Source organism: Aeromonas sp. FDAARGOS 1419 (assembly GCF_019047045.1).
Taxonomy (GTDB): Bacteria; Pseudomonadota; Gammaproteobacteria; order Enterobacterales; family Aeromonadaceae; genus Aeromonas; species Aeromonas veronii.
The window spans coordinates 1,445,144-1,465,708 of sequence record NZ_CP077209.1 but is presented as its reverse complement, the minus strand read 5'-3'; the positions used below and the strand labels follow the sequence as shown (position 1 = coordinate 1,465,708).

At 60.7% G+C, this 20,565-nt stretch carries 17 protein-coding genes and 7 tRNA genes; 18 read left to right on the top strand and 6 right to left on the bottom strand.

Annotation, left to right across the window (positions count from 1 at the left end; all coding sequences use genetic code 11):
• The first annotated feature begins 198 nt into the window (after positions 1 to 198).
• Positions 199 to 975, top strand: a complete 777-nt coding sequence (locus I6L49_RS06475) for a TSUP family transporter (RefSeq protein ID WP_005333472.1) — start codon at positions 199 to 201, stop codon at positions 973 to 975.
• 76 nt (positions 976 to 1,051) lie between these two features.
• Here the strand turns inward: I6L49_RS06475 and I6L49_RS06470 are convergent, their stop codons facing one another.
• Positions 1,052 to 1,918 carry a LysR family transcriptional regulator gene (locus I6L49_RS06470; protein WP_216950885.1) on the bottom strand — a complete coding sequence of 289 codons (867 nt, stop codon included), beginning with the start codon at positions 1,916 to 1,918 and terminating at the stop codon, positions 1,052 to 1,054.
• Positions 1,919 to 1,988: 70 nt separating this feature from the next.
• On the bottom strand, positions 1,989 to 2,906 hold the full coding sequence (locus I6L49_RS06465; RefSeq protein WP_216950884.1) for a DMT family transporter: 918 nt from the start codon (positions 2,904 to 2,906) through the stop codon (positions 1,989 to 1,991).
• A 173-nt stretch (positions 2,907 to 3,079) separates the two neighbouring features.
• Here I6L49_RS06465 and I6L49_RS06460 point away from each other — a divergent pair, with 173 nt between their 5' ends.
• The 3 genes from I6L49_RS06460 to I6L49_RS06450 all read left to right on the top strand — a co-directional run bounded on the left by I6L49_RS06460 (position 3,080) and on the right by I6L49_RS06450 (position 6,776).
• Complete coding sequence (locus tag I6L49_RS06460) at positions 3,080 to 3,958, top strand: helix-turn-helix domain-containing protein (protein ID WP_216950883.1); 879 nt, start codon at positions 3,080 to 3,082, stop codon at positions 3,956 to 3,958.
• 262 nt (positions 3,959 to 4,220) lie between these two features.
• Positions 4,221 to 5,858: an ATP-dependent endonuclease gene (locus I6L49_RS06455; RefSeq protein WP_069555949.1), complete on the top strand. Its 1,638-nt coding sequence runs from the start codon at positions 4,221 to 4,223 to the stop codon at positions 5,856 to 5,858.
• A gap of 198 nt (positions 5,859 to 6,056) precedes the next feature.
• Positions 6,057 to 6,776, top strand: a complete 720-nt coding sequence (locus I6L49_RS06450; protein WP_005361023.1) for a hypothetical protein — start codon at positions 6,057 to 6,059, stop codon at positions 6,774 to 6,776.
• Positions 6,777 to 6,870: 94 nt separating this feature from the next.
• Here the strand turns inward: I6L49_RS06450 and glgX are convergent, their stop codons facing one another.
• Positions 6,871 to 8,934, bottom strand: coding sequence for a glycogen debranching protein GlgX (gene glgX, locus I6L49_RS06445; protein WP_058058466.1), 2,064 nt, complete (start codon positions 8,932 to 8,934; stop codon positions 6,871 to 6,873).
• Between the two features lie 196 nt (positions 8,935 to 9,130).
• Here glgX and I6L49_RS06440 point away from each other — a divergent pair.
• The 9 genes from I6L49_RS06440 to yjjG all read left to right on the top strand — a co-directional run bounded on the left by I6L49_RS06440 (position 9,131) and on the right by yjjG (position 12,570).
• Positions 9,131 to 9,207: transfer RNA gene (locus I6L49_RS06440), tRNA-Met, on the top strand.
• Positions 9,208 to 9,302: 95 nt separating this feature from the next.
• A tRNA-Met gene (locus I6L49_RS06435) sits at positions 9,303 to 9,379 on the top strand.
• Positions 9,380 to 9,467: 88 nt separating this feature from the next.
• Positions 9,468 to 9,544: transfer RNA gene (locus I6L49_RS06430), tRNA-Met, on the top strand.
• Between the two features lie 88 nt (positions 9,545 to 9,632).
• Positions 9,633 to 9,709 (top strand) — tRNA-Met (locus I6L49_RS06425).
• An 88-nt stretch (positions 9,710 to 9,797) separates the two neighbouring features.
• A tRNA-Met gene (locus tag I6L49_RS06420) sits at positions 9,798 to 9,874 on the top strand.
• A gap of 88 nt (positions 9,875 to 9,962) precedes the next feature.
• Positions 9,963 to 10,039: transfer RNA gene (locus I6L49_RS06415), tRNA-Met, on the top strand.
• 88 nt (positions 10,040 to 10,127) lie between these two features.
• Positions 10,128 to 10,204 (top strand) — tRNA-Met (locus I6L49_RS06410).
• Between the two features lie 171 nt (positions 10,205 to 10,375).
• On the top strand, positions 10,376 to 11,875 hold the full coding sequence (locus tag I6L49_RS06405) for a leucyl aminopeptidase family protein (RefSeq protein ID WP_216951605.1): 1,500 nt from the start codon (positions 10,376 to 10,378) through the stop codon (positions 11,873 to 11,875).
• Between the two features lie 14 nt (positions 11,876 to 11,889).
• Entirely contained in the window at positions 11,890 to 12,570 is a 681-nt protein-coding gene (gene yjjG, locus I6L49_RS06400; RefSeq protein WP_005333455.1) for a pyrimidine 5'-nucleotidase, read from the top strand.
• Between the two features lie 116 nt (positions 12,571 to 12,686).
• Here the strand turns inward: yjjG and I6L49_RS06395 are convergent, their stop codons facing one another.
• The 3 genes from I6L49_RS06395 to dusC form a co-directional block, all read right to left on the bottom strand.
• The gene (locus tag I6L49_RS06395; RefSeq protein WP_019445806.1) at positions 12,687 to 13,406 is read right to left on the bottom strand and encodes an ABC transporter substrate-binding protein; all 720 of its coding nucleotides are present in this window, start codon (positions 13,404 to 13,406) and stop codon (positions 12,687 to 12,689) included.
• Between the two features lie 160 nt (positions 13,407 to 13,566).
• Positions 13,567 to 13,935: a conjugal transfer protein TraR gene (locus I6L49_RS06390; RefSeq protein WP_110303814.1), complete on the bottom strand. Its 369-nt coding sequence runs from the start codon at positions 13,933 to 13,935 to the stop codon at positions 13,567 to 13,569.
• Between the two features lie 97 nt (positions 13,936 to 14,032).
• Complete coding sequence (dusC, locus tag I6L49_RS06385) at positions 14,033 to 14,977, bottom strand: tRNA dihydrouridine(16) synthase DusC (RefSeq protein WP_047436768.1); 945 nt, start codon at positions 14,975 to 14,977, stop codon at positions 14,033 to 14,035.
• A 123-nt stretch (positions 14,978 to 15,100) separates the two neighbouring features.
• Here dusC and I6L49_RS06380 point away from each other — a divergent pair, with 123 nt between their 5' ends.
• The 5 genes from I6L49_RS06380 (at position 15,101) to nfo (ending at position 20,486) form a co-directional block, all read left to right on the top strand.
• A complete protein-coding gene (locus I6L49_RS06380; RefSeq protein WP_216950882.1) occupies positions 15,101 to 15,478 on the top strand; it encodes a YbaN family protein in 378 nt (125 codons plus the stop codon).
• Positions 15,479 to 15,612: 134 nt separating this feature from the next.
• Positions 15,613 to 16,158 carry an adenine phosphoribosyltransferase gene (gene apt, locus I6L49_RS06375; RefSeq protein WP_005352403.1) on the top strand — a complete coding sequence of 182 codons (546 nt, stop codon included), beginning with the start codon at positions 15,613 to 15,615 and terminating at the stop codon, positions 16,156 to 16,158.
• 172 nt (positions 16,159 to 16,330) lie between these two features.
• Positions 16,331 to 18,883: a DNA polymerase III subunit gamma/tau gene (gene dnaX, locus I6L49_RS06370; protein WP_216950881.1), complete on the top strand. Its 2,553-nt coding sequence runs from the start codon at positions 16,331 to 16,333 to the stop codon at positions 18,881 to 18,883.
• A gap of 114 nt (positions 18,884 to 18,997) precedes the next feature.
• A complete protein-coding gene (locus I6L49_RS06365) occupies positions 18,998 to 19,327 on the top strand; it encodes a YbaB/EbfC family nucleoid-associated protein (protein WP_005333445.1) in 330 nt (109 codons plus the stop codon).
• A 316-nt stretch (positions 19,328 to 19,643) separates the two neighbouring features.
• Complete coding sequence (gene nfo, locus I6L49_RS06360; RefSeq protein WP_216950880.1) at positions 19,644 to 20,486, top strand: deoxyribonuclease IV; 843 nt, start codon at positions 19,644 to 19,646, stop codon at positions 20,484 to 20,486.
• Positions 20,487 to 20,565 lie beyond the last annotated feature (79 nt).

Below are 20,565 nucleotides of genomic sequence, written 5' to 3'. Positions count from 1 at the left end.
GACCCTCTGAGGGGGCAGGGGCCTGACAGCTCAAATCAATGAAAATCAGGAATCAATTGTCTGCCACTGTTTCGTTAGATTCATGGTCAGGGGCCCGCTAGGATAGCGGGCAGCCTGTGCAGCCCCCCGCACAACGTCGTTTTGGTTATATCCGGTCGCCCGGCCCCTTCGGGCAACCCACTCTCGTGAGGTCTATGGATGGAATTGGAACTGGTTACCCTGTTTGCCCTGTTCGGTGTAGCGCTTGTCGCCGGCTTTATCGATGCCATCGCTGGTGGCGGCGGTCTGTTGACGGTACCGGCTCTGCTGGCCACCGGCATGCCGCCCGCGCTGGTGCTCGGCACCAACAAGCTGCAGAGCAGTTTTGGCTCCTTCTCTGCCACCTGGTTCTATGCTCGCAAGGGGCTGCTGGAGTGGGCCATGATCTGGCCTGCGGTGATCTGCACCTTTATCGGCGCGGCCATTGGCACGCTGGCAGTGCAGACCATAGACGCCGCCATTCTCGAGCGCCTGCTCCCTTTCCTGCTGATGGCTTTTGCCTGCTACTTCTACTTCTCGCCGCGGGTAAGCGATGCCGAAAGCTCCCGCCGTCTGACTCCCATGCTGTTTGCGCTGCTGGTGGGGGGCGGTGTCGGCTTTTATGACGGCTTCTTCGGGCCGGGCACAGGTTCGTTTTTTGCCATCGGTTTCGTGGCGCTGGCGGGCTTTGGCATGGCGCGCGCCACCGCCCATACCAAGCTGCTCAACTTCACCTCGAATATCGCCTCCCTGCTGTTCTTTGCGCTCGGTGGCAAGGTGGTGTGGAGTGTCGGTTTTTGCATGGCGCTGGGGCAGTTTATCGGCGCCCGCTTCGGCTCCAAGATGGTGCTGAAAAAAGGGGTGAAGCTGATCAAGCCGCTGCTGGTGACCGTCTCCCTGCTGATGTCCGCCAAGCTGGTGTGGAGCCAGTATCCCGAGCTGTTTGCCTGGATCTGATGTGCGCCTTGCTTGCCGCATCGCAATTGTTAACGGGGCCCTCGGGCCCCGTTGTCATATCTGGTGTTTTACAGCGCTAGCGCGGTGTGTCGCTGCAGTGGCGAAAGTGTTGGTGCAGGGCGCTCACCAGCCTGGCGATCCGCTCTCGTTTTAGGCTGTTTGGCCGGTAGACCAGATGCAGGGGGCGGCCCAGCCCGGGCATTGGACGCGCAATATCCCCCTGTTCTCCCACCTGCCCCAGCAGGCCAGCGGGGAGCAGTACCGGGCCAATGCCCGCCTTGGCGAGTTCGATGAGCGCCAGATAGGAGTCGAGCTCCATGGCGGGCTCCAGCCCCAAATCAGCCAGCGGTTCGCGCAGGTAGCGGTTGGAGGGGTTCTCCAGATCCATGGTAAGGATCTTGCGCCTGCTTTCTGCGCTGGCTGGTGGCAGGCTCTGCTGCGTTTCGCCCACCAGATAAAAGGGCTCCTCAAGCAGCAGATCGGCGCCAAGGCCATGGCCGGGCGGGAGCCGACCGGCGCAGATGCCGAGCAGGGCATCGCCGCTGCGCACCCGCGCCAGAATGACCGGCGTGTGGTGGGTGGAGAGGGCAAGGTGGGGATCGTGCTCCAGATAGTCGCGCATAAAGTGGGCGAGATAACCGGCCAGCAGGGTTTCGGAGCAGGCGATGGGGAGGGGACTCTGATCCGCCAGATCCTGGCTATCGGCCAGCACTCCTTTCATCTCTGCCAGACTCGGGGCCACTCGCTCAAGTAGCTCCTTTGCCTGCGGGGTGAGGCGGATCTGGCGCCCCTCCGGCTCAATCAACTTCTTGCCAAGGCGCTGCTCCAGCTGGGCAATCCGCTTGCTCACCGCCGACTGGCTGATATAGAGGCGACTGGCCACCTTGGCCATGGTTCCTTCACTTGCCAGCAGGCTCAGCGTCTCCAGCCCTTCCAGTAACATCTCGCCCCCCTTGTTTATCGCCATCAGGATCGTCACAGATTGATCAGCGCTACCTTAGGTGCTGACTGGCTCAGGAGCAAGGGTCGTTTGCTGTCTTGGCCGGTCGAATGCGCCACTCGCTCAAGGGCGGCGCGAAGATCACCAGATTGCCGATCAGGCTGATCACCACTCCGGCCACCGAGACCGGCTGCCAGACAAAACCTTCGTAAAAGGTGGAGAGGGTAAGCGCCACCAGCGGAAAGAGCACGGTGGCGTAGGAGGCCTTGCTGGCACCGATGCGCCCCACCAGCGTCAGATAGGCGGTAAAGGCGATCACCGAGCCAAACAGGGCGAGGTAGACCATGGCCGCCAGATAGTGGCCATCGGTTGGCACCACCAGTTGCTGCCCGAGCAATGTGACCCAGCCCAGCAACAGCACTGCGCCGTAAACCATGCCCCAGGGCACCAGTTGCAGTACGTGGTAGCCGTGGCGCTGGCCCCGTGCCGAGACCAGATTGCCCAACGAAAAGCAGAGGGTGCCACCGCAGGCGAGCAGCAGCCCCTCCCAGCCGTTTGCACCCAGTTGCGCATCCGCCAGCACCGGCCAGAACAGTAACAGGGTGCCAAAGAGTCCCAGCAAGGAGCCTTGCAACCAGCGCAGGGTGGGGCGCTTGCGCTCGAACAGCCAGAGGTTGAGGCCGTTGAAGATGCTGGCACTGGCAAAGATCACCGCCGACATGCCGCTCGGGATATAGCGGGTGGCGTGGTAGAAGCAGAGAAAGTTGGTGGAAAAGAGCAGGGCACCGAGCAGTGCGGCGTAACGCTGGCCGTGCCAGGGGAGGCGTGGAAAGCGGCCGCTGGCGGTGAGCAGGGCAAACAGTGCCACCGCTGCCAGGGCGAAGCGATAGAGCACCGAGACCTCGATGGGAATGGGGCCAAGTTGCCAGGCGATGGCAATCCAGGTGCTGCCCCAGATAAGCACGGTAGCAAGATAGAGCATCAGGTTCATCACAGTTCCGGTGAGTCAGGGAGAGATGATCTACTATGGGGCGAGCCCTGATGGCTGGATTGCACCATCTTGCGGTTTTTCATCGCCCTGCGCTGTCATCTGCGGGCGCGGTCGGTAAGATGGATGGCAGCGGCATAACCCGTACACATAACCGGAACAGGTGGCAGGGGCGAATGAAAACAGCAGGGGTATTTGATGCACTGGTCAGCACCGGCGCCCGGCTGGAGGACGCCTGCTGGCTCGAACCCGGGCTCGGGGTGGCCAGTTGGCGCAACTGCTATGACCAGACCCGTTATCACAAGCCGGGCCACCACACCCTGAGCGTCTATCTGCAGGGGGGCGAGCAGACCGAGCGACTCGATGGGCCGGGTGGCCACGGCGGCACCGGCAAGGTGTGCATCATGCCGGATCACCACAGATCCGAGTGGCTGGTGCGCGAAGAGTTTCGCTTCTTTCATCTCTACTTCACCCCGGCTCACCTCACCCGTATCGCCGAGGAGGTGTGTGACAAGGAGGGGCGCCACCTGCAACTGGTGGACAAGACCTTTATCGACGATCCGCAGGCGGCCGAGCTGGTGCAGCGCCAGCTGATGCAACTGCAGTGGCAGCACGGGGTCGATCGGCTGGCGCTTTCACACGGCGCCTGGATGTTGATCCTCCACGCCTACCGCCACCACACCGAGGAGGCTCCCGGTTTGCCGCCTCTGCGCGGCGGGCTGGCGCCCGTGGTGATCAAACGGGTGCAGGAGTATCTGCAGGCCCATCTGGCCGATTCGGTCACGCTGACAGAGCTGGCCCAGCAGGCGGGGCTGAGCGAGTATCACTTTGCCCGCATGTTCGGTCAGAGTCTCGGCTGCCCGCCCCACCGCTATCTGCTTGGGCTGCGGCTCAAACGGGCCAAGCAGCTGTTGGCTGGCCCTGAGCCGCTGGCCAGCATCGCCAGTCAGTGTGGCTTCTCTTCCCAGGCCCATTTCGGCAATCGTTTTCGTGAGGCGTTTGGTTTGACGCCGGGGCAGTGGCGGGCGCAATTGTCATCTTCTCGTCACAGATAACCCTGAGACTTTGGGCAAAAGAGGTGTACTCTCTACCACTTATCCATTGAAAGGAATGCCCATTGAATTATCGCAAACGTCAAATCCGTACCCGTCATCTCTGGTTCAGCCACTGGAATGCCCCGCAAGATCGCACCGCTGTTGTTACCCCTCCCGAACCTGCAGTGCCTCACAGTTCACGTTGAAAAAGCCCCGCCTGCGATAGGATTTTTCCGGTAACTTTGCCACTATTGCCCCATCACAATGATGTGGACATGGCTGGATGTTTCTGGAACGTATTGAAGTCAAAGGTTTTCGCGGTATAAATCGCCTGTCGCTCGGGCTGGATCAGACAACGGTGCTGATTGGTGAAAATACCTGGGGCAAATCAAGCCTGCTGCGCGCCCTCTGGTGTTTGCTGGGGCAGGATGCCGAGCCCTATCAGTTCACCGCCGAGGATTTTCACCAACCGGAAGATCCCGAATTGGCCCCGGCGCGCCACCTGCAACTGGTGCTCACCTTCAGTGAGCACAGACCCCAGATGTGTCAGCACTCCCGTCGGCTGGCCCGTCTTTGCCCCTCCTGGGTGCTGCACAAGGACAAATTCCACCGCATTCACTATCGCGCCAGCGCCGAGCTGCAGGCGGATGGCTCTGTGCTCACCATTCACGACTTTCTCGACGGGGTAGGCAAGAGCTTGCCCATCGCCAATACCCACGAGCTTGTCTGCCTGCTCATCACCATGAACCCGGTGTTCCGGCTTCGGGACGCTCGTACCGCTCGCAACGGGGTGGAGACATTGCAGTGGGGAGATCTCTCCGAGCATCGCCTGAGCGAGCTGGCGGACAAGCTGATCGACGAACCCCAGCGGATCGGCGAGCCGGAGCTCAAAGAGGCGTTGCAGGCGGTGCGCCAGCTGATGGATCACTACTTCAACGCCCTGGCCCCCATCAAGAACAAGCCGCGCAGTCAGCGCGACATCATCAATCGCCCCATGACATTGCGCAATCCTGGCAACCTGCATACCCTGCTGCGCCGCGCCGATAACCGCGCGCTGCAGCTGGCGATGGCGGGGATGGCGGCTACCCTGCTGCAAGCGCGGGGCAACCGGGAGCTGGAGGAGGGGGCCCGTCCCATCATGATCCTGGAGGATCCGGAGAGCCGGCTGCACCCGACCATGCTGGCGCTGGCGTGGGGGCTGCTGGAACAACTGCCGGGCCAGAAGCTGCTCACCACCAACTCGGGAGATCTGCTCTCTTCCCTGCCGCTCAATCAGGTGCGGCGGCTGGTGCGCCGTCAGCAGGATATCCTCTGTCACCAGCTGGGGGGGGAGCGCTACAGCAGTGACGATCTGCGCAAGATCGCCTTTCACGTGCGGATCAACCGCCCCATGTCGCTGTTTGCCCGTTGCTGGCTGCTGGTGGAGGGGGAGACCGAGATCTGGCTGCTCTCCGAGTTGGCGCAGATCTGCGGTTACAGTCTGCGGGCCGAAGGGGTGCGGATCATCGAGTTTGCCCAGTGCGGCCAGTCGCCGCTGATCAAGGTGGCGCGGGACTTTGGCATCGAGTGGCACCTGCTGACCGATGGCGACGAGGCGGGGCTAAAGTATGCCACCTCGGCCCGTGGCCAGCTCAAGGGCGAGCGGGAGCGGGACCGACTGACCCAGCTCCCTGCCGCCGACATCGAGCACTACCTCTATCACAACGGTTTTGAAGCTGTGTTTCGTCGCGAGGCCGGGGTGGGCGGGCGCGCCATGTGGAGCGCCAGTCACATCATCAACAAGGCTATCCATCACCGTAGCAAGCCGGGAATGGCGCTGGCGGTGGTGGAAGAGGCGGAGCGGCTCGGCGCCGAACATATTCCGCCGGTGATCCGCCAGATGTTTGCCCGGGTGGTGGCGCTGGCCCGCGGTCAGGGCTAACGCCAGCGCCGTATTCCGTCCCTATGGACATGGCTGCCAGCAGGGCGCCCCTCAAGGTGGGCCCTGCTGGCGGCAAATTGCCCCTGATTGTTTGCCCACGATTGTTTGTCGCGATTGGGGATAGCCGCCGGTTTGGGTATACTCGCCCCTCTCTGGCGCCCCGGTGGCGCACCTCGAATCTTTACTGCTGGAGGCATCGTGTTCGTCCAACTCCCTTTTTGGCTCTTTCCCCTCACCGGATTGATGGCGCTTGGCGCCCTGATCGCCCTCGGTATCGTGCTGTGGCGCGGTGATATCTGCCCTGGCCAACGCTCGCGCATCAGTCAGCAGCTCTTCTCCATCTGGGTCATTACCGCCCTCTCCCTGATGCTGGCGGTCGAGGCCAAGGCGGCCAGCTGGCTCATCTGGAGTGGTGGGGCCGCACTGGTGCTCGGGGTTGGCTTGTCGTTGGCCCAGTCACGGCTGGAGGGCAAGCGTTCAGTCCCCTCGACACTGCTCTGGCTACCGGCGTTGCCGCTCGCTCTCTATGGCATCGGGCTGCTGCAACTGCAGGGCTGGGTGAGCGGTCTACTGCAGATGGCGATGCTGGGGGCGGCCTTTGCCCACCTGATGCTGCTGCGGGCCCGTCATCGTCTCAAGGCATTCAACACCCTGTTGCCACTGGCCGGTCTGGTGGGGGCGATGGCCAGCCTTGTCTGGCTGGCAGTGCTGGTGGGCTGGCAAGGGAGTGAGGCCAATCTCGATGCCCTGATCCCGGCGGTGGTGACCCAGGCAGCGTTGCTGGTGGCCTCTCTGCTGCTCTGGTTCAGCCCGCTCTACTTACAGCGTGATACCGCGCCTGTGGTGGTCTCCACCTCCCTGTGTGGCCTGCTGATCGCCCAGATTGCCGCTACCAGCGTGTTGCACCAGCTGATCTGACACTGGCGCTGAAAAGAGAAAGCCCCGAGCCAACACTCGGGGCTTTTCCATATCTGGCTTGCAGGTATCGCTGCTATCAATTCACAGCAATCGATCAATAGAAATCGTCGGCCCCGCAGATAAAGAGGCAACTGCTGCGCGGCTGGGCCAGATATTCGCGGGTCAATCCCTCCAGCGGCATGCCGAAGGTGCAGATATCTTGCGGCGAGGGGAGGGCGGTATCGAGGATCCGCCGCCAGTAGCCGCCGACCCCCTTTGGCGGGCTCGGCAGGTTGAAGGTGAGGGGCTCCCAGTAGGCGTTGAACAGCACATAGAGCGCCAGCTTGGTTTCGCTCGACAGCGCCGACATGGCGATGGCGTGGGAGTGGGGGCTGAAATCCGGTTGCCCGGCGTTGACCCCGTGCCAGCAGATCTCGCTGTGGCGCAGGATCTCGGTGAGCGACAGCGGCATGCTCTCCTGCTCCGGGCGCTGGAACAGGTGTTTGCGGTATTGGATCAGCTCCTTCATAAAGCGGAACATCTCCTGACTGCGGGCATTGGGCAGCCAGTTCATCCAGCAGGTGGCATTGTCCTGACAGTAGCCGTTGTTGTTACCCCGCTGGGTGCGCAGCAGTTCATCCCCCATCAGCAGCATGGGGGAGCCCACCGAGAGCAGGGTCGCCACCATCATGTTTTTGGCCTGGCGCATCCGCAGGGCGTTGATCTGGGGATCTTCCGTTACCCCTTCATGGCCGTGGTTCCAGCTGAAGTTGTGATCGCAGCCGTCACGGTTCTCCTCCCCGTTGGCCTCGTTGTGTTTGCTGTTGTAACTGGCCCAGTCCCACAGGGTAAAACCGTCGTGGCAGGTAACGAAGTTGATGCTCTTCTCGGGATCGGCGTGGTGGTAGTGGTAGATGTCGGGGCTGCCGCAGAGCCGCTCGACAAAGGCGGTTACGCTGTTGTCATCCCCGCGCAGGAAGCGGCGCACATCATCCCGGAACTGGCCGTTCCACTCACGCCAGCGGGCGCCGGCCAGTGACCCCACCTGATAGAGCCCCCCCGCGTCCCAGGCTTCGGCAATCAGCTTGATGTCGGCGATGTTGGGGTCGGTATCTATGGTGCGTAGAGTGGGTGCATTGGCCTGCGGTTGACCCGATTCATCCCGTGACAGAATGGCGGCCAAATCGAAGCGGAAGCCATCGACGTGCATCTCCTGACGCCAGAAGTGGAGGCTGTCCATGATCATCCGCAGCACCACCGGATGGGCGCCATTGAAGGTGTTGCCGCAGCCCGAATAGTTGGTGTCCTTCTGGTTGTTGTCGAGGATGTAGTAGGCCTCGTTGTCAATGCCGCGAAACGAGAAGGTGGGGCCATCATCACCCCCCTCGGCGGTGTGGTTGTAAACCACGTCCAGGATCACCTCGATATTGGCCTTGTGCAGCGCCTTGACCATGTCGCGAAATTCGGTCAGCGGATCATCGCCACAGGCGTATTGGGCGTGGGGGGCGAAAAAGGACATGGGGCTGTAACCCCAGTAGTTGGAGAGTCCTTTGGGCGCATCCTGAGGATCGAACTGGAACACCGGCAGCAGCTCGACGGCGGTGACGCCGAGAGATTGCAGGTAGGGGATCTTCTCAATCAGCCCGAGATAGGTGCCACGCAGCGCCGGATCGACCCCGGAGCTCGGGGACTTGGTAAAGCCCCCCAGATGCAGTTCGTAGATCACCGAGCGGGACAGAGAGTGAGCGGGCAGTTTGTCTCCTTCCCAGTCGTAGTGGCGAGTATCGACCACCTTGTTCTTGGCGCAACAAGCCAGATTGCTGCCTGGACGGGCCGCCGCCCATCGATCGTAATTGGCGCCAAGCTCGATGCTGCGGCCGTAAGGGTCGAGCAACACCTTCTCGGCATCGAAGCGGGTGCCGCCATATGGGCGCCACGGGCCCTGAATGCGATAGGCGTAACGTTGCCCGACCGAGATCCCCTCTACATGGATATGCCAGTAGTAGGCGGTGCGGTTGAGGCGCGGGGAGAGGGGGATCACTTCGGGGGTCGCATCGTCTGCGCTTGCGAAGAGCAGTAGTTCGACCCGGCTGGCGAGGCGTGCCCAGATCGCGAAGTTGACGCCGTTACTGTCGGGTGTGGCCCCCAACTGACGGCAGTGACCGGCGGAGATGCGCATATTCTACCTACCCAAAATGAGGAGTGTTCACCTTATTGAGTGTAGTGCCGGATGCCTGGCAAGGACTCGATTGCCTGAAAAAACAGCATGATGCTGCTAATGACCGCACTATTTGTCCGATTAATCTACGAATAAACTTTTTTTGAGATATTTACTTGCAATCTGTGCGCTGGCGCCTATTATTGGCGACCTCAGACGCGGGGTGGAGCAGCCCGGTAGCTCGTCGGGCTCATAACCCGAAGGTCGTCAGTTCAAATCTGGCCCCCGCAACCATCTGAGATCCTGACTAGTCAAACCGGTGTAACCGGTTGGTGGGAAAAGAGAAATCGAACTGGCTACTGCTCGGCCACTTCGAGAAAAAATTCGGACGCGGGGTGGAGCAGCTCGGTAGCTCGTCGGGCTCATAACCCGAAGGTCGTCGGTTCAAATCCGGCCCCCGCAACCAACTTTTTCGTCAGCCTGCGATTGCGTATACAACCGAAGGCAGACAAACGCCATCAAGCTACTGCTCGGCTTGAGGGTGACAATTCGGACGCGGGGTGGAGCAGCTCGGTAGCTCGTCGGGCTCATAACCCGAAGGTCGTCGGTTCAAATCCGGCCCCCGCAACCAACTCTTTCGTCAGCTTGCGATTGTGTAAACAATCGAAAGCAGACAAACGCCACCAAGCTACTGCTCGGCTTGAGGGTGACAATTCGGACGCGGGGTGGAGCAGCTCGGTAGCTCGTCGGGCTCATAACCCGAAGGTCGTCGGTTCAAATCCGGCCCCCGCAACCAACTCTTTCGTCAGCTTGCGATTGTATAAACAGTCGAAAGCAGACAAACGCCATCAAGCTACTGCTCGGCTTGAGGGTGACAATTCGGACGCGGGGTGGAGCAGCTCGGTAGCTCGTCGGGCTCATAACCCGAAGGTCGTCGGTTCAAATCCGGCCCCCGCAACCAACTTTTTCGTCAGCTTGCGATTGTATAAATAGTCGAAAGCTGACAAACGCCACCAAGCTACTGCTCGGCTTGATGGTGACAATTCGGACGCGGGGTGGAGCAGCTCGGTAGCTCGTCGGGCTCATAACCCGAAGGTCGTCGGTTCAAATCCGGCCCCCGCAACCAACTTTTTCGTCAGCCTGCGATTGCGTAAACAATCGAAGGCAGACAAACGCCATCAAGCTACTGCTCGGCTTGGGGGTGACAATTCGGACGCGGGGTGGAGCAGCTCGGTAGCTCGTCGGGCTCATAACCCGAAGGTCGTCGGTTCAAATCCGGCCCCCGCAACCAACTTTCTGTACGTTCCCTTCCTGCATTGCCAATCATTGAACAATCCTTCTTGATGCTCGTCACCATCTGGTGATTGCTGCTATTTCTGACGCTTTTTCAAGACCAAAACTGGTCGTATCAACCATTTTTTGGGTATCATCAGGTATCTCTTCATGGATGAGGCACGCGCCTGTGATCACTCCCTTCACCTATCTTCCTCCTGCTATTGAAAGCCGGGATGCCACGCTGGCCGAAGCCCTTGCCCAAGGGCTGCCGTTGCAACTGCTGCTGATCGCCGAAGAGCAGAAGGAGTCCTTGCTTTCGCTCCCCGCCCTTGCGGGTCTCCAGACCCAGCTTGCGCTGGGGAAAAAAGCGCCCTTTACCCTGATGCATGGCAATACCCTGTTGCAGGTGATGTTTGTGGCCGGCAGTGTGACGCGGGATCACTGCCTCTATAAACAGATCCGAGGCTGGATTGCTCCTCTTTCTGGGCTCAATGTGGAGCGGCTCGGGCTGCATCTGGAAGGTTTTTCTCCCTCCGAGCGAGTGATGCTGGCCGAAGTGATGTTGTCGGCCCTGCTTGCCGCCAATATTTCGTTGCCCACCAGCAAGCGCCGTAGTGAAAGCAGCTGGAGCTATCAGCAGATCAAGGTTTCACCCGCGGTGGTGCTGGACTTGGCGCGCCTTTACAGCGAAGCGGGGGGCAACGGGCTGGCTCGCCATCTGGCGGTGTTGCCTGCCTCCGAGCTGACGGCCGCCAGCTATCGCGAGTTTGTCAGCAAGCTGGCGCAAGATGAGGGGTGGCAGTGCCATCACTATGATCAGGCACAGCTGGCCGAGTTGGGGGCGGGGGCGTTTCTAGCCGTTGCTCGTGGCTCGGAAGACAATCAGGGAGCTATGGTCAAGCTCAGCTACTATCCACCCAAGCCGGTGCGCCGCATTGCATTGGTGGGCAAGGGGATCTGCCACGACTCTGGCGGTTATAACCTCAAGGTCTCTGGCAGCATGTATGGCATGCATCTGGACATGGGGGGCAGTGCGGTGGCGCTCGGCACCCTCTACGCCATCAGCCGAGCTCAGCTACCGTACGAGGTACACTGCTGGCTGGCCATTGCCGAGAACCATATCGGCCCTCACGCCTATCGCCCCGGCGAGGTGGTGACTGCCATCAATGGCACCTCCATCGAGGTGGTCGATACCGATGCCGAAGGGCGAATGGTACTGGCCGATACCCTGGCGATGGCGGTGCAGGATACCCCGGATCTGCTGCTCGATTACGCGACCCTGACCGGGGCCTGCAAACGGGCGCTGGGTAGCCGCTACAGCGGCGTCTTTACCAATCGCAGCGAATGGATGGCATCGCTGGTCAATCTAGGTCAGCGCAGCGGCGAGCGGATCTGGCCCTTCCCGCTTGATGACGATTACGACGACAACATCGAAAGCGAGTGGGCCGATCTGTTGCAGTGTGCGCCGGGCAGTTCGCCGGATCACATCGATGCGGCCCGTTTCCTCGCCCACTTCGTGCCCGAGCAGACCCCCTGGCTGCACTTCGACCTGAGCGGTTTTCGCAACAAAGGGGGCAATGGGGTGGTCTCCAGCGAAGTGACCGGCTTTGGCGTGCGCCTCACGCTGGATCTGCTGGCCAGCCCGCTTGGCAGAGTTGGTCGCCAAGCCTCTGAACAATCTGAATGATAACAAGGAGTTATGTGAAACAACCAAGCTATGACTGGGTGCTGTTCGATTTGGATGAAACCCTGCTCGATTTTCCGGTTGCCTCTGCGCTGACGCATACCTTGCAGATCTATGGCGTACAGGCTGATGACGCCAGCATGGCGCAGTACCACGCCCTCAACCACGGGCTCTGGCAGCAGTACAACGACGGCGAGATCGATGCAACGGCGTTGCAGCAGACCCGCTTCTCCCTCTTTGCCCAGCAGGTTGCCGCTGATCCCATGGCGATGAACAACACCTTTCTGGAGCAAATCATAGCCCTTAGCATGCCTCTCGAAGGGGTGGTCGAGACCCTGCAGCAGCTGCGCAGCAAGGTGCGGATGGGGATCATCACCAATGGTTTCAGCGTGCCTCAGCGGGGGCGGCTTGGCAAACTGGGCTGGAGCGAGTGGTTCGAGCCGCTGGTGATCTCCGATGAGATCCGGGTGACCAAGCCGGCGCCAGCCATTTTCCAGCACACCCTCTCCCTGATGGGGCAGCCGGATCCGGCCCGGGTGCTGATGGTGGGGGATAATCCGAAAACCGATATTGCCGGGGCGGCGGCGCAAGGGCTGGCAACCTGCTGGTACAACCCGGCGCGGCAAGCGGGCGAGTGCGATGCCACACACGAAATCCACCACTTCGCCCACCTTGCCGACATTGTGCTGGGACGCTGATAGCCAGGTTTAACCATCACGTTATCGGTGACCAAAACGTCCTGGCAAGTTGCAACCAGGGCTGTTTGAGACAGGATTGGGTTTGCTTGAGACTACAAGGGGAGCAGATGCTCCCCTTACTTATGAGTGTTTTCCTGTGAATGCAGGGATCTGAACTGGTAGCGATCGAGGATCTGCTGATAGTCGGGACTCTGTTTCAATTGATCGATAGCCTGATTGATCCGCTGCAGTTGCGCTTCTGTGGTGCTCTCTTTGCTCAGCATCAGGTGAACCGGTGTCTGTTCGATATGCAGCAGAATATACAGCTTGTCCTGCACGCCATCCTTACCCTGCCACTCCTGCAGTCCGTGGGGGTCCAGAATAAACCCCTGGATCCGACCCCCTTGCAACATCTTCAGCAACTGATCCAGCCGCAGGCGCATCTGCAAACGGGGCTGCAGCTCGGGCCTTGCCATCAACTGGCGGAAGGTATTGCCGTAATCAAAGCCCTTGAGCACCCCGATATGGAAGTCAGGGGTGTTGATCAACTGCTCCAGGGTGGTGATCCCGCGCCAGCGTTCGGCATCTTGCCGACGGATGACGATGGCCGTCTCCTCTTCCCGATAGGGGTGGCTGAAGCGGGCATATTGCTGCCGCTCGGCGGTGATATTGGCTGACATGGCCAGTTGAACCGTGCCGAATTTCAGCTCGTGCAACACGCGAGCCCAGGGCATTTCACTGAATTTGGCCTGATAACCGGCCCGCAGGAAGATGGCGTTGAGCAGCTCCACATCCAGTCCGCGGAGCTGTTGCTGTTCATTGCGATAACTGAAGGGCTGCCAGTCGACCCAGCCCACGACCAATGACTCTTGTGCCGTAGCCTGGCAACACAAACACCATAACAACAAGAGTCTGTACACAACGCATACCCTCGAACAGGCTGATACGGTGAGTATTGGACAGGAACGACGGAGTAACCAGTGCTGAGGGTTGAGCGGATGCACAGATGTGCATCCATCACAGTTCGTGGGCGTGGAATCCCTTGCGGTAACGGGCTTCGCAGCGCGGGCAACGTTGCAGGGTCGGATCCTGTTCCAGCTGTTCGATGGAAAGCGGCTCTTCACAATCGGAGCAGAGGCCATAGAGGCCGAGATCCATCTGGCAGAGTGCCGCGTCGATCCGCTTGAGGCGGGCCACACTCTGCTCTACCTTCGGCAGATCCAGTCGGCTGGTCAGTTCCACCAGTTGATCCTGCTCGCAGTGATCGACCTGCTCGGCCCACTCGTCACGGCGGCAGGCTTTGAGCTGACCGATCAGCGTTTCTCGTACTTGGGCCCAGTCTGACAGCAGGCGATTACGCCAGACAGTCAACTGTGCTTGCGTCATTTCACACACATTATCCCCCACAGGACAGACGACAGATTCGGGGCAGTATAGGGATCCGATAACTCTATCAAGATGATATGCGTCAAGTTAAACGTGGTTAGCCGTGGCTTTTGGCTGCTTGCAGCAGGGCATCGCGGATGGGAGCCGTCTCTTTGAGCACCCGGATCTCCTGAAACAGCAGGTCCGCTTCGGGATATTCCCGCTTGAGATAGCTGAACCACTGCTTGATGCGGCTGGGGTAGTAGTCGGCTTTTTCGCTGGCCAGATCCTGCTCGGTATAGCTCACCATCAACTGCAGCACCTCGGCCCAGCTCATGTGCGGGCAGCCGGTTTTCATCACGTTGGCCAGATTGGGCAGGGAGATGGCGCCGCGCCCGACCATCAGGGCATCGCAACCCGAGACCCTGGCGCAGGCGAGGGCATCTTTGTGATCCCAAATCTCGCCGTTGGCGGTGACGGGGATGGGCAGGGCGCGGCGAATGGCATCCACATACTCCCAGTGGGCGGGGGCCTTGTAGCCTTCGCGCTTGGTGCGGGCATGAACGGCCAGCTCGTTGGCGCCCCCCTGGAAGACCGCCTGGGCGTTCTCCAGATAGAGATCCTTGTCGTCGTAACCGAGGCGAATTTTGGCGCTCACCGGCAGATGGGCAGGCACCGCCTCGCGCACCGCCTTGACGATGCGGTAGATGGTCTCGGGCTCTTTGAGCAGCACCGCACCGCCCTTGCTCTTGTTGACCGTAGGGGCGGGACAGCCGAAGTTGAGATCGACACCGGGGGAGCCCAGCTCGATGGCGCGCACGGCGTTCTCGGCCAGCCACTCGGGGTGTTGCCCCAGCAGTTGCACCCGCACCGGGGTGCCTGCGCGGGTTTTGCCATCTTGCAGCAGTTCAGGGCAGAGGCGGTAGAACACCTTGGCGGGCAGCAGCTGATCGACGACCCGGATAAACTCGCTTACGCAGAGATCGTAATCATTGACGGAGGTGAGTACCTCCCGCATCAGGTGATCCAGTACCCCCTGCATGGGGGCCAAAATAACGCGCATAACGGCTTTCCGACGAGAGTGGCAAGAAAAAAGAGCGCAGATTGTAGTGGGGTTGCGGCCCGCTGTCAGCACCCGCTCAAACTCTGTTAGGCTAGAGGGAGATAAATCACGCAAGGAGAAGGAATGAAGCGTTGGTGTCTGATGGCGCTCGGGTGGCTGGCATTTGCCACCGGTATTGTGGGCATTGTGCTGCCGCTCTTGCCGACTACCCCCTTCATGTTGCTGGCTGCCGCTCTGTTTGCCCGCTCATCGCCCCGTTTTCATCGCTGGCTGCTGACCAATCCCTGGTTTGGCCCGCCCATCGTGGATTGGCAGCAGTATCGCGGTATTCGTCGTCAGGCCAGACGGCGCGCCATTATCTTCATTTTGCTCACCTTTTCGGTGTCGCTGGCGGTAGTGCCACTGCTGTGGGTCAAGGGGCTGCTGGTTGTCATAATGGTGATCCTGCTCACCTGGTTAATGCGTCTGCCAGTGCTGGAGCCAGTTGCAATGGCGAAGTGAAGTCCCTAAGCTATTGCAGCAATAATGCTATGGAGTCGGCCTGTCATTTTTGCGTGACAGGCTTTTTTATTTCCCGCAGAAGGGAATTGAGAAAAAATGGCCACCCCTGGGTCAAAAAAATAAGCGGTCAACACATGAATCCGGAAACCCTGAAATTTATCGAAGCAAGCATCAAGACCATTCCCGACTATCCGAAGCCGGGCATTCTGTTTCGTGACATCACCAGCCTGATCGAGAACGCCGAGGCCTTCAAGGCCACCATCGATCTGCTGGCCAATCATTATCGTGATCAAGGGATCACCAAGATTGTTGGCACCGAAGCTCGCGGCTTCATCTTTGGCGCGCCGGTTGCCTATGCCATGGGGCTGGGCTTCGTACCGGTCCGCAAGCCGGGCAAGCTGCCGCGCGAAGTGATCGAGGAGTCCTATGCCCTCGAATACGGCACCGACACCCTGCAACTGCACACCGATGCCATCGTTCCCGGTGACAAGGTGCTGGTCGTGGACGATCTGCTGGCGACCGGCGGTACCGTTGATGCGACCGTCAAGCTGATCCGCCGTGCCGGTGGTGAAGTCGCCGATGCGGCCTTCATCATCTCCCTGCCGTCTCTGGGTGGCGATGCCCGCCTGACTGCTGCTGGCATCAAGGTAGTCTCACTGGTCGAGCTGGCCGGCGAGTAATGCCTCTTCGGCCCGATACTCTGTATCGGGCCTGCATTGAACCGGTGCCCTTGTGGGCATCGGTTTGAAAATCAAGCGATCCCTCCCGCTCTGACCGATAGCCGATACAGCCAGCCCGCCATTTGTGTTAGCATCCGGCCTCAATGCCCTGTCTTCCCTGCATGATGGATTTATGAGCTATCAGGTTCTGGCGCGTAAATGGCGCCCCCATACGTTTGAACAAGTGGTAGGCCAGCAACATGTGCTGACCGCCTTGACCAACGCCCTGGATCAGGGACGGCTGCATCACGCCTATCTGTTGAGCGGTACCCGTGGGGTCGGCAAGACCACCATCGCCCGTATTCTGGCCAAGAGCCTCAACTGCGAGCAGGGGATCAGCAGCCACCCGTGCGGTGTCTGCGATACCTGCCGCGAGATCGATCAAGGCAACTTTGTCGACTTGCTGGAGATTGACGCGGCGTCCCGCACCAAGGTGGAAGATACCCGCGAGCTGCTCGACAACGTGCAGTACCGTCCGGCCCGCGGCCGCTTCAAGGTCTACCTCATCGATGAAGTGCACATGTTGTCGCGCCACAGCTTCAACGCGTTGCTGAAAACCCTGGAAGAGCCGCCCCCCTATGTGAAGTTTCTGCTGGCCACCACGGATCCGCAGAAGTTGCCCATTACCATTCTCTCGCGCTGCCTGCAGTTTCATCTGAAGAGTCTGGATCAGACCCAGATCGCCAAACAGCTCGAATGGGTGCTTGATCAGGAGGGGCAGCCTTTCGAGCCACGCGCCCTGCTGGCCCTGGCCAAAGCTGCAGATGGCAGTATGCGCGATGCCCTGAGCCTCACCGATCAGGCGCTGGCCCACGGCAACGGCAGCGTGCGCCTCGACAGCGTGCTGGCGATGCTGGGCACGCTCGATCACCGCCATCTGCACCAGCTGCTGGAAGCCATTTTACGGCAAGATGCCCCTGCGACCATGGCCAAGATCACCGAGATCGCCACCTTGGGCCCCGATTTTGATCAGCTCCATGCCGAGCTGGAAGGTTTGTTCCATCGCATCGCCATGGCACAGCTGCTGCCTGCCAGTGTGCAGGAGCAGGGGGCGGATGCCGATTCCCTGCTGCAACTGGCCAAGGCGATGAGCCCGGAAGAGGTGCAGCTCTGCTACCAGATTGTGCTGGGTGGCCGTAAAGATCTGCCCTGGGCCCCCGATGGCCGCACCGCGCTGGAGATGACCTGCCTGCGGATGCTCGCATTCTCCCCAAGGCGCGATGCCCTGCATCCGGCCAGCCTCACTGCGTTGCCCCCGTCAATGACGAGCAGTGCGGCGAGCAGCGCCACGCCGGTAGCCTCCTTGCCGGGAAAGCGCCCGGCCGCTGAATCGGCCGCACTGGCACCGATCAGCGGCGCTGTGCCCGCGGTTGATGTCTCCCTGCCTGCGATGACGGATGACATCGGCAACCCCGCCGATAGCGAGGAGGAAGCGCAAGCCGCCGAGCTGTTCAGCCAGCAGGATGAGCTGCTGCGTGAAGCTACGGGGATGGGGTATCAACCCGAGCCCGCGTTGCCCCATGTGCAGCCCGATGTGTCTGCGCACTCAGCCGCAAAGCCCGTTGATGCTGATGATCGAGCGCCTGCCGCAGCCGATACCGACTATTCCCGTGGCGAGTCGCTGACTGCCAGCATCGAGCCCGCGCTCGAACCGACAACCGCGCCGGTTAGCGCACCTGAAGCTGTTTCAGCGGTATCGAGCATGCAAAGCCTGCTTGGCAAGCGAAACATGCTGCGCAGCCGCCAGCGAGGTCAGGATGCCCCGGCGGCGCCTGCGCCGCGCGCAGTACCAGTTGCGCCAGCTCGCCCTGTCGCGCCAGCTGCTGCACCGGTCGTCTCGCAACAGCCAGCTCCGGTCGGCCAACCGGCCGGGCAGGGGATGGCGGCGATGGGTCACTATGATGATCTGCCGCCAGTGGATCTCTATAACGACAGTTACGAGCCGCAGGGTGACAACGGGGAATACGAAGAGTACCTCAATCAGGGCTTTGCCGAGCAGACTCCGGTGATGAGCCACGCCCCTGTCACGGCTCCGGCCCAGCCAACCGATCTGCCACCCTGGGATCTCGACGGGCAGCCGAGCTATCGACCCGGTGAGCGCAGCGCTGCGGCGCCAGCGGTGACGCTCACCCCAGCGACCCAGCCGCCCGTTGCCAGCACGGCGGTGGCTGCTGCCCCTGTGACGCAGGATGAACCCCCTCAACCAGTGATGGAGACCATCGACTGGGATGAGCTCGAAAGCGACAGCGAGCCGCAAGAGGGGGAGGCGACCCGTCTGATTCCCTCCTCGCTGCTCAATGGTTGCGGCGACCCTTGGGCCGAGTTGATCGCTCACACTCAGGTGGGAGGGCGGCTGCGCCAGCTGGCCATCAACTCGGTGATGACGCGGGAAGGGGACAAGGTACTGCTAACCCTCAAGCCCGAGCAGCGCCATCTGGTGAGCGACAAGGCGCGCGCCGATCTGGCCGAGATCATCGGGCCAGCGCTGGGTCAACCGGTGCAGGTCGAGGTAACGCTCGGTGTGGTGCCTGACAAGGAGACCCCCCTCGAGATCGAGCATCGCCTCTATCTCGGGGTGCGCGAGCAGGTGACCCGGGATCTGGAGCAGGATCCCAACGTGCAGTTTTTAGTTCAGCGGTTTGGTGCCGTGCTCCATCACGAGAGCATCGAGCCCCTCAACCGCTAAATTCCGTGGCCGGGAGCTTGCTTCCGGTTGAAAAGCAGTTTGGCTGTCCCCATCTAGGACAGACAAGCCCACAGCCCGGCGCTGGATGCCGGATTTCAAGACGAGAGACGACATATGTTTGGTAAAGGTGGAATGGGGAACCTGATGAAACAGGCCCAACAGATGCAAGAGCGTATGCAGAAGGCGCAAGAGCAGCTGGCTCAGATGGAAGTGACCGGTGAAGCCGGTGCTGGCATGGTCAAGGTCACCATGACCGGTAGCCACAGCGTCCGTCGCATCGAGATCGACCCCTCCCTGATGGAAGATGACAAGGAGCTGCTGGAAGATCTGGTTGCCGCCGCTTGCAACGATGCCGTGCGTCGTGTGGAAGAGCAGAACAAGGCCAAGATGGGCGAACTGACCGGTGGCATGCAACTGCCGCCAGGCTTCAAGATGCCCTTCTAAGGCGACTCTCCCCGCGCATTCTTGCTCCCTTGTCGCTGGCCATTCGGGTCACGGCAAGGGGGACGGCCGAGAGACCCAAAGACGCAGCGTTATTGCTCAGGCGATACGCTGCGTTTTTTATGGGCGCCATGCTGGCGCGGGCGGGCTCTAACTATCCCTTCTGGGGAGAGGTTGCCACAGCGCAGGCCGATTACGCCATGAAACGCAGCGCCTTGTATAGGCGGCACTATTTGTCGATACCCGCTATCGGATATCCCGGTTTGGCGTGGCCGGGCTGGATCGGCATAATGGCGGCTTGCCGTATCGAGGAGATTGTATGAAATATATCGGAGCCCACGTCAGTGCGGCTGGCGGGGTGGAAAATACCATCGCCCGCGCCCAGGCCATCGGGGCCAACGCGTTTGCCCTCTTTACCAAGAATCAACGTCAGTGGCAGGCGGCCCCCTTGTCGGATGCCACCATCCGTGCCTTCAAGGCGGCTTGTGACAAGGCCGGTTTTCTGCCGGAGCAGATCCTGCCCCACGACAGCTATCTCATCAATCTGGGCCACCCGGATCCCGATGGTCTGGCCAAATCCCGCGATGCGTTTCTCGACGAGATGAAGCGTTGCGAGCAGCTGGGGCTTTGCTATCTGAACTTCCACCCCGGTAGCCATCTCAAGCAGATCCCTGAGGCGGCCAGCCTCAAGTTGGTGAGCGAGTCCATCAACTGGGCGCTGGAGCGCAGTGAAGGGGTGACGGCGGTGATCGAGAATACCGCCGGGCAGGGGACCAACCTCGGCTGGTCGTTCGAGCACCTCGCCACCCTCATCGAGGGGGTGGAGGACAAGAGCCGGGTCGGGATTTGTTTCGATACCTGCCACGCCTTTGCCGCGGGTTACGATCTGCGCACCGCAGAGAGTTGCGCTGCCGTCTTTGCCGAGTTCGACCGTACGGTGGGTTTTCACTATCTCAAGGGGATGCATATCAACGGCGCCAAGTGTACCTTCGGCAGCCGGGTCGATCGCCATCACAGCTTGCGGGAGGGCAATCTGGGGGAGGCAGTATTCCACCACATCATGAATGATGATCGTTTCGATCGCATTCCGCTGATCCTCGAGACCATCGACGAGTCCATCTGGGGCGAGGAGATCAGCTGGTTGCGCAGTCTGGCGCAGTGATACCGAACAAGCGAATCAAAGAGAGGGAGCCGTGGCTCCCTCTCTGCTTTTTCCGTCATTGGGGGGCGGGTCTGCCAGC

Coding starts and splice junctions, on each gene's coding strand:
- I6L49_RS06470 (WP_216950885.1), bottom strand. CDS start 1,918: ATGTTACTGGAAGGGCTGGAGACGCTGAGCCTGCTGGCAAGTGAAGGA.
- I6L49_RS06465 (WP_216950884.1), bottom strand. CDS start 2,906: ATGAACCTGATGCTCTATCTTGCTACCGTGCTTATCTGGGGCAGCACC.
- I6L49_RS06475 (WP_005333472.1), top strand. CDS start 199: ATGGAATTGGAACTGGTTACCCTGTTTGCCCTGTTCGGTGTAGCGCTT.
- glgX (WP_058058466.1), bottom strand. CDS start 8,934: ATGCGCATCTCCGCCGGTCACTGCCGTCAGTTGGGGGCCACACCCGAC.
- I6L49_RS06365 (WP_005333445.1), top strand. CDS start 18,998: ATGTTTGGTAAAGGTGGAATGGGGAACCTGATGAAACAGGCCCAACAG.
- apt (WP_005352403.1), top strand. CDS start 15,613: ATGAATCCGGAAACCCTGAAATTTATCGAAGCAAGCATCAAGACCATT.
- I6L49_RS06455 (WP_069555949.1), top strand. CDS start 4,221: ATGTTTCTGGAACGTATTGAAGTCAAAGGTTTTCGCGGTATAAATCGC.
- nfo (WP_216950880.1), top strand. CDS start 19,644: ATGAAATATATCGGAGCCCACGTCAGTGCGGCTGGCGGGGTGGAAAAT.
- I6L49_RS06390 (WP_110303814.1), bottom strand. CDS start 13,935: ATGACGCAAGCACAGTTGACTGTCTGGCGTAATCGCCTGCTGTCAGAC.
- dusC (WP_047436768.1), bottom strand. CDS start 14,977: ATGCGCGTTATTTTGGCCCCCATGCAGGGGGTACTGGATCACCTGATG.
- I6L49_RS06460 (WP_216950883.1), top strand. CDS start 3,080: ATGAAAACAGCAGGGGTATTTGATGCACTGGTCAGCACCGGCGCCCGG.
- I6L49_RS06380 (WP_216950882.1), top strand. CDS start 15,101: ATGAAGCGTTGGTGTCTGATGGCGCTCGGGTGGCTGGCATTTGCCACC.
- dnaX (WP_216950881.1), top strand. CDS start 16,331: ATGAGCTATCAGGTTCTGGCGCGTAAATGGCGCCCCCATACGTTTGAA.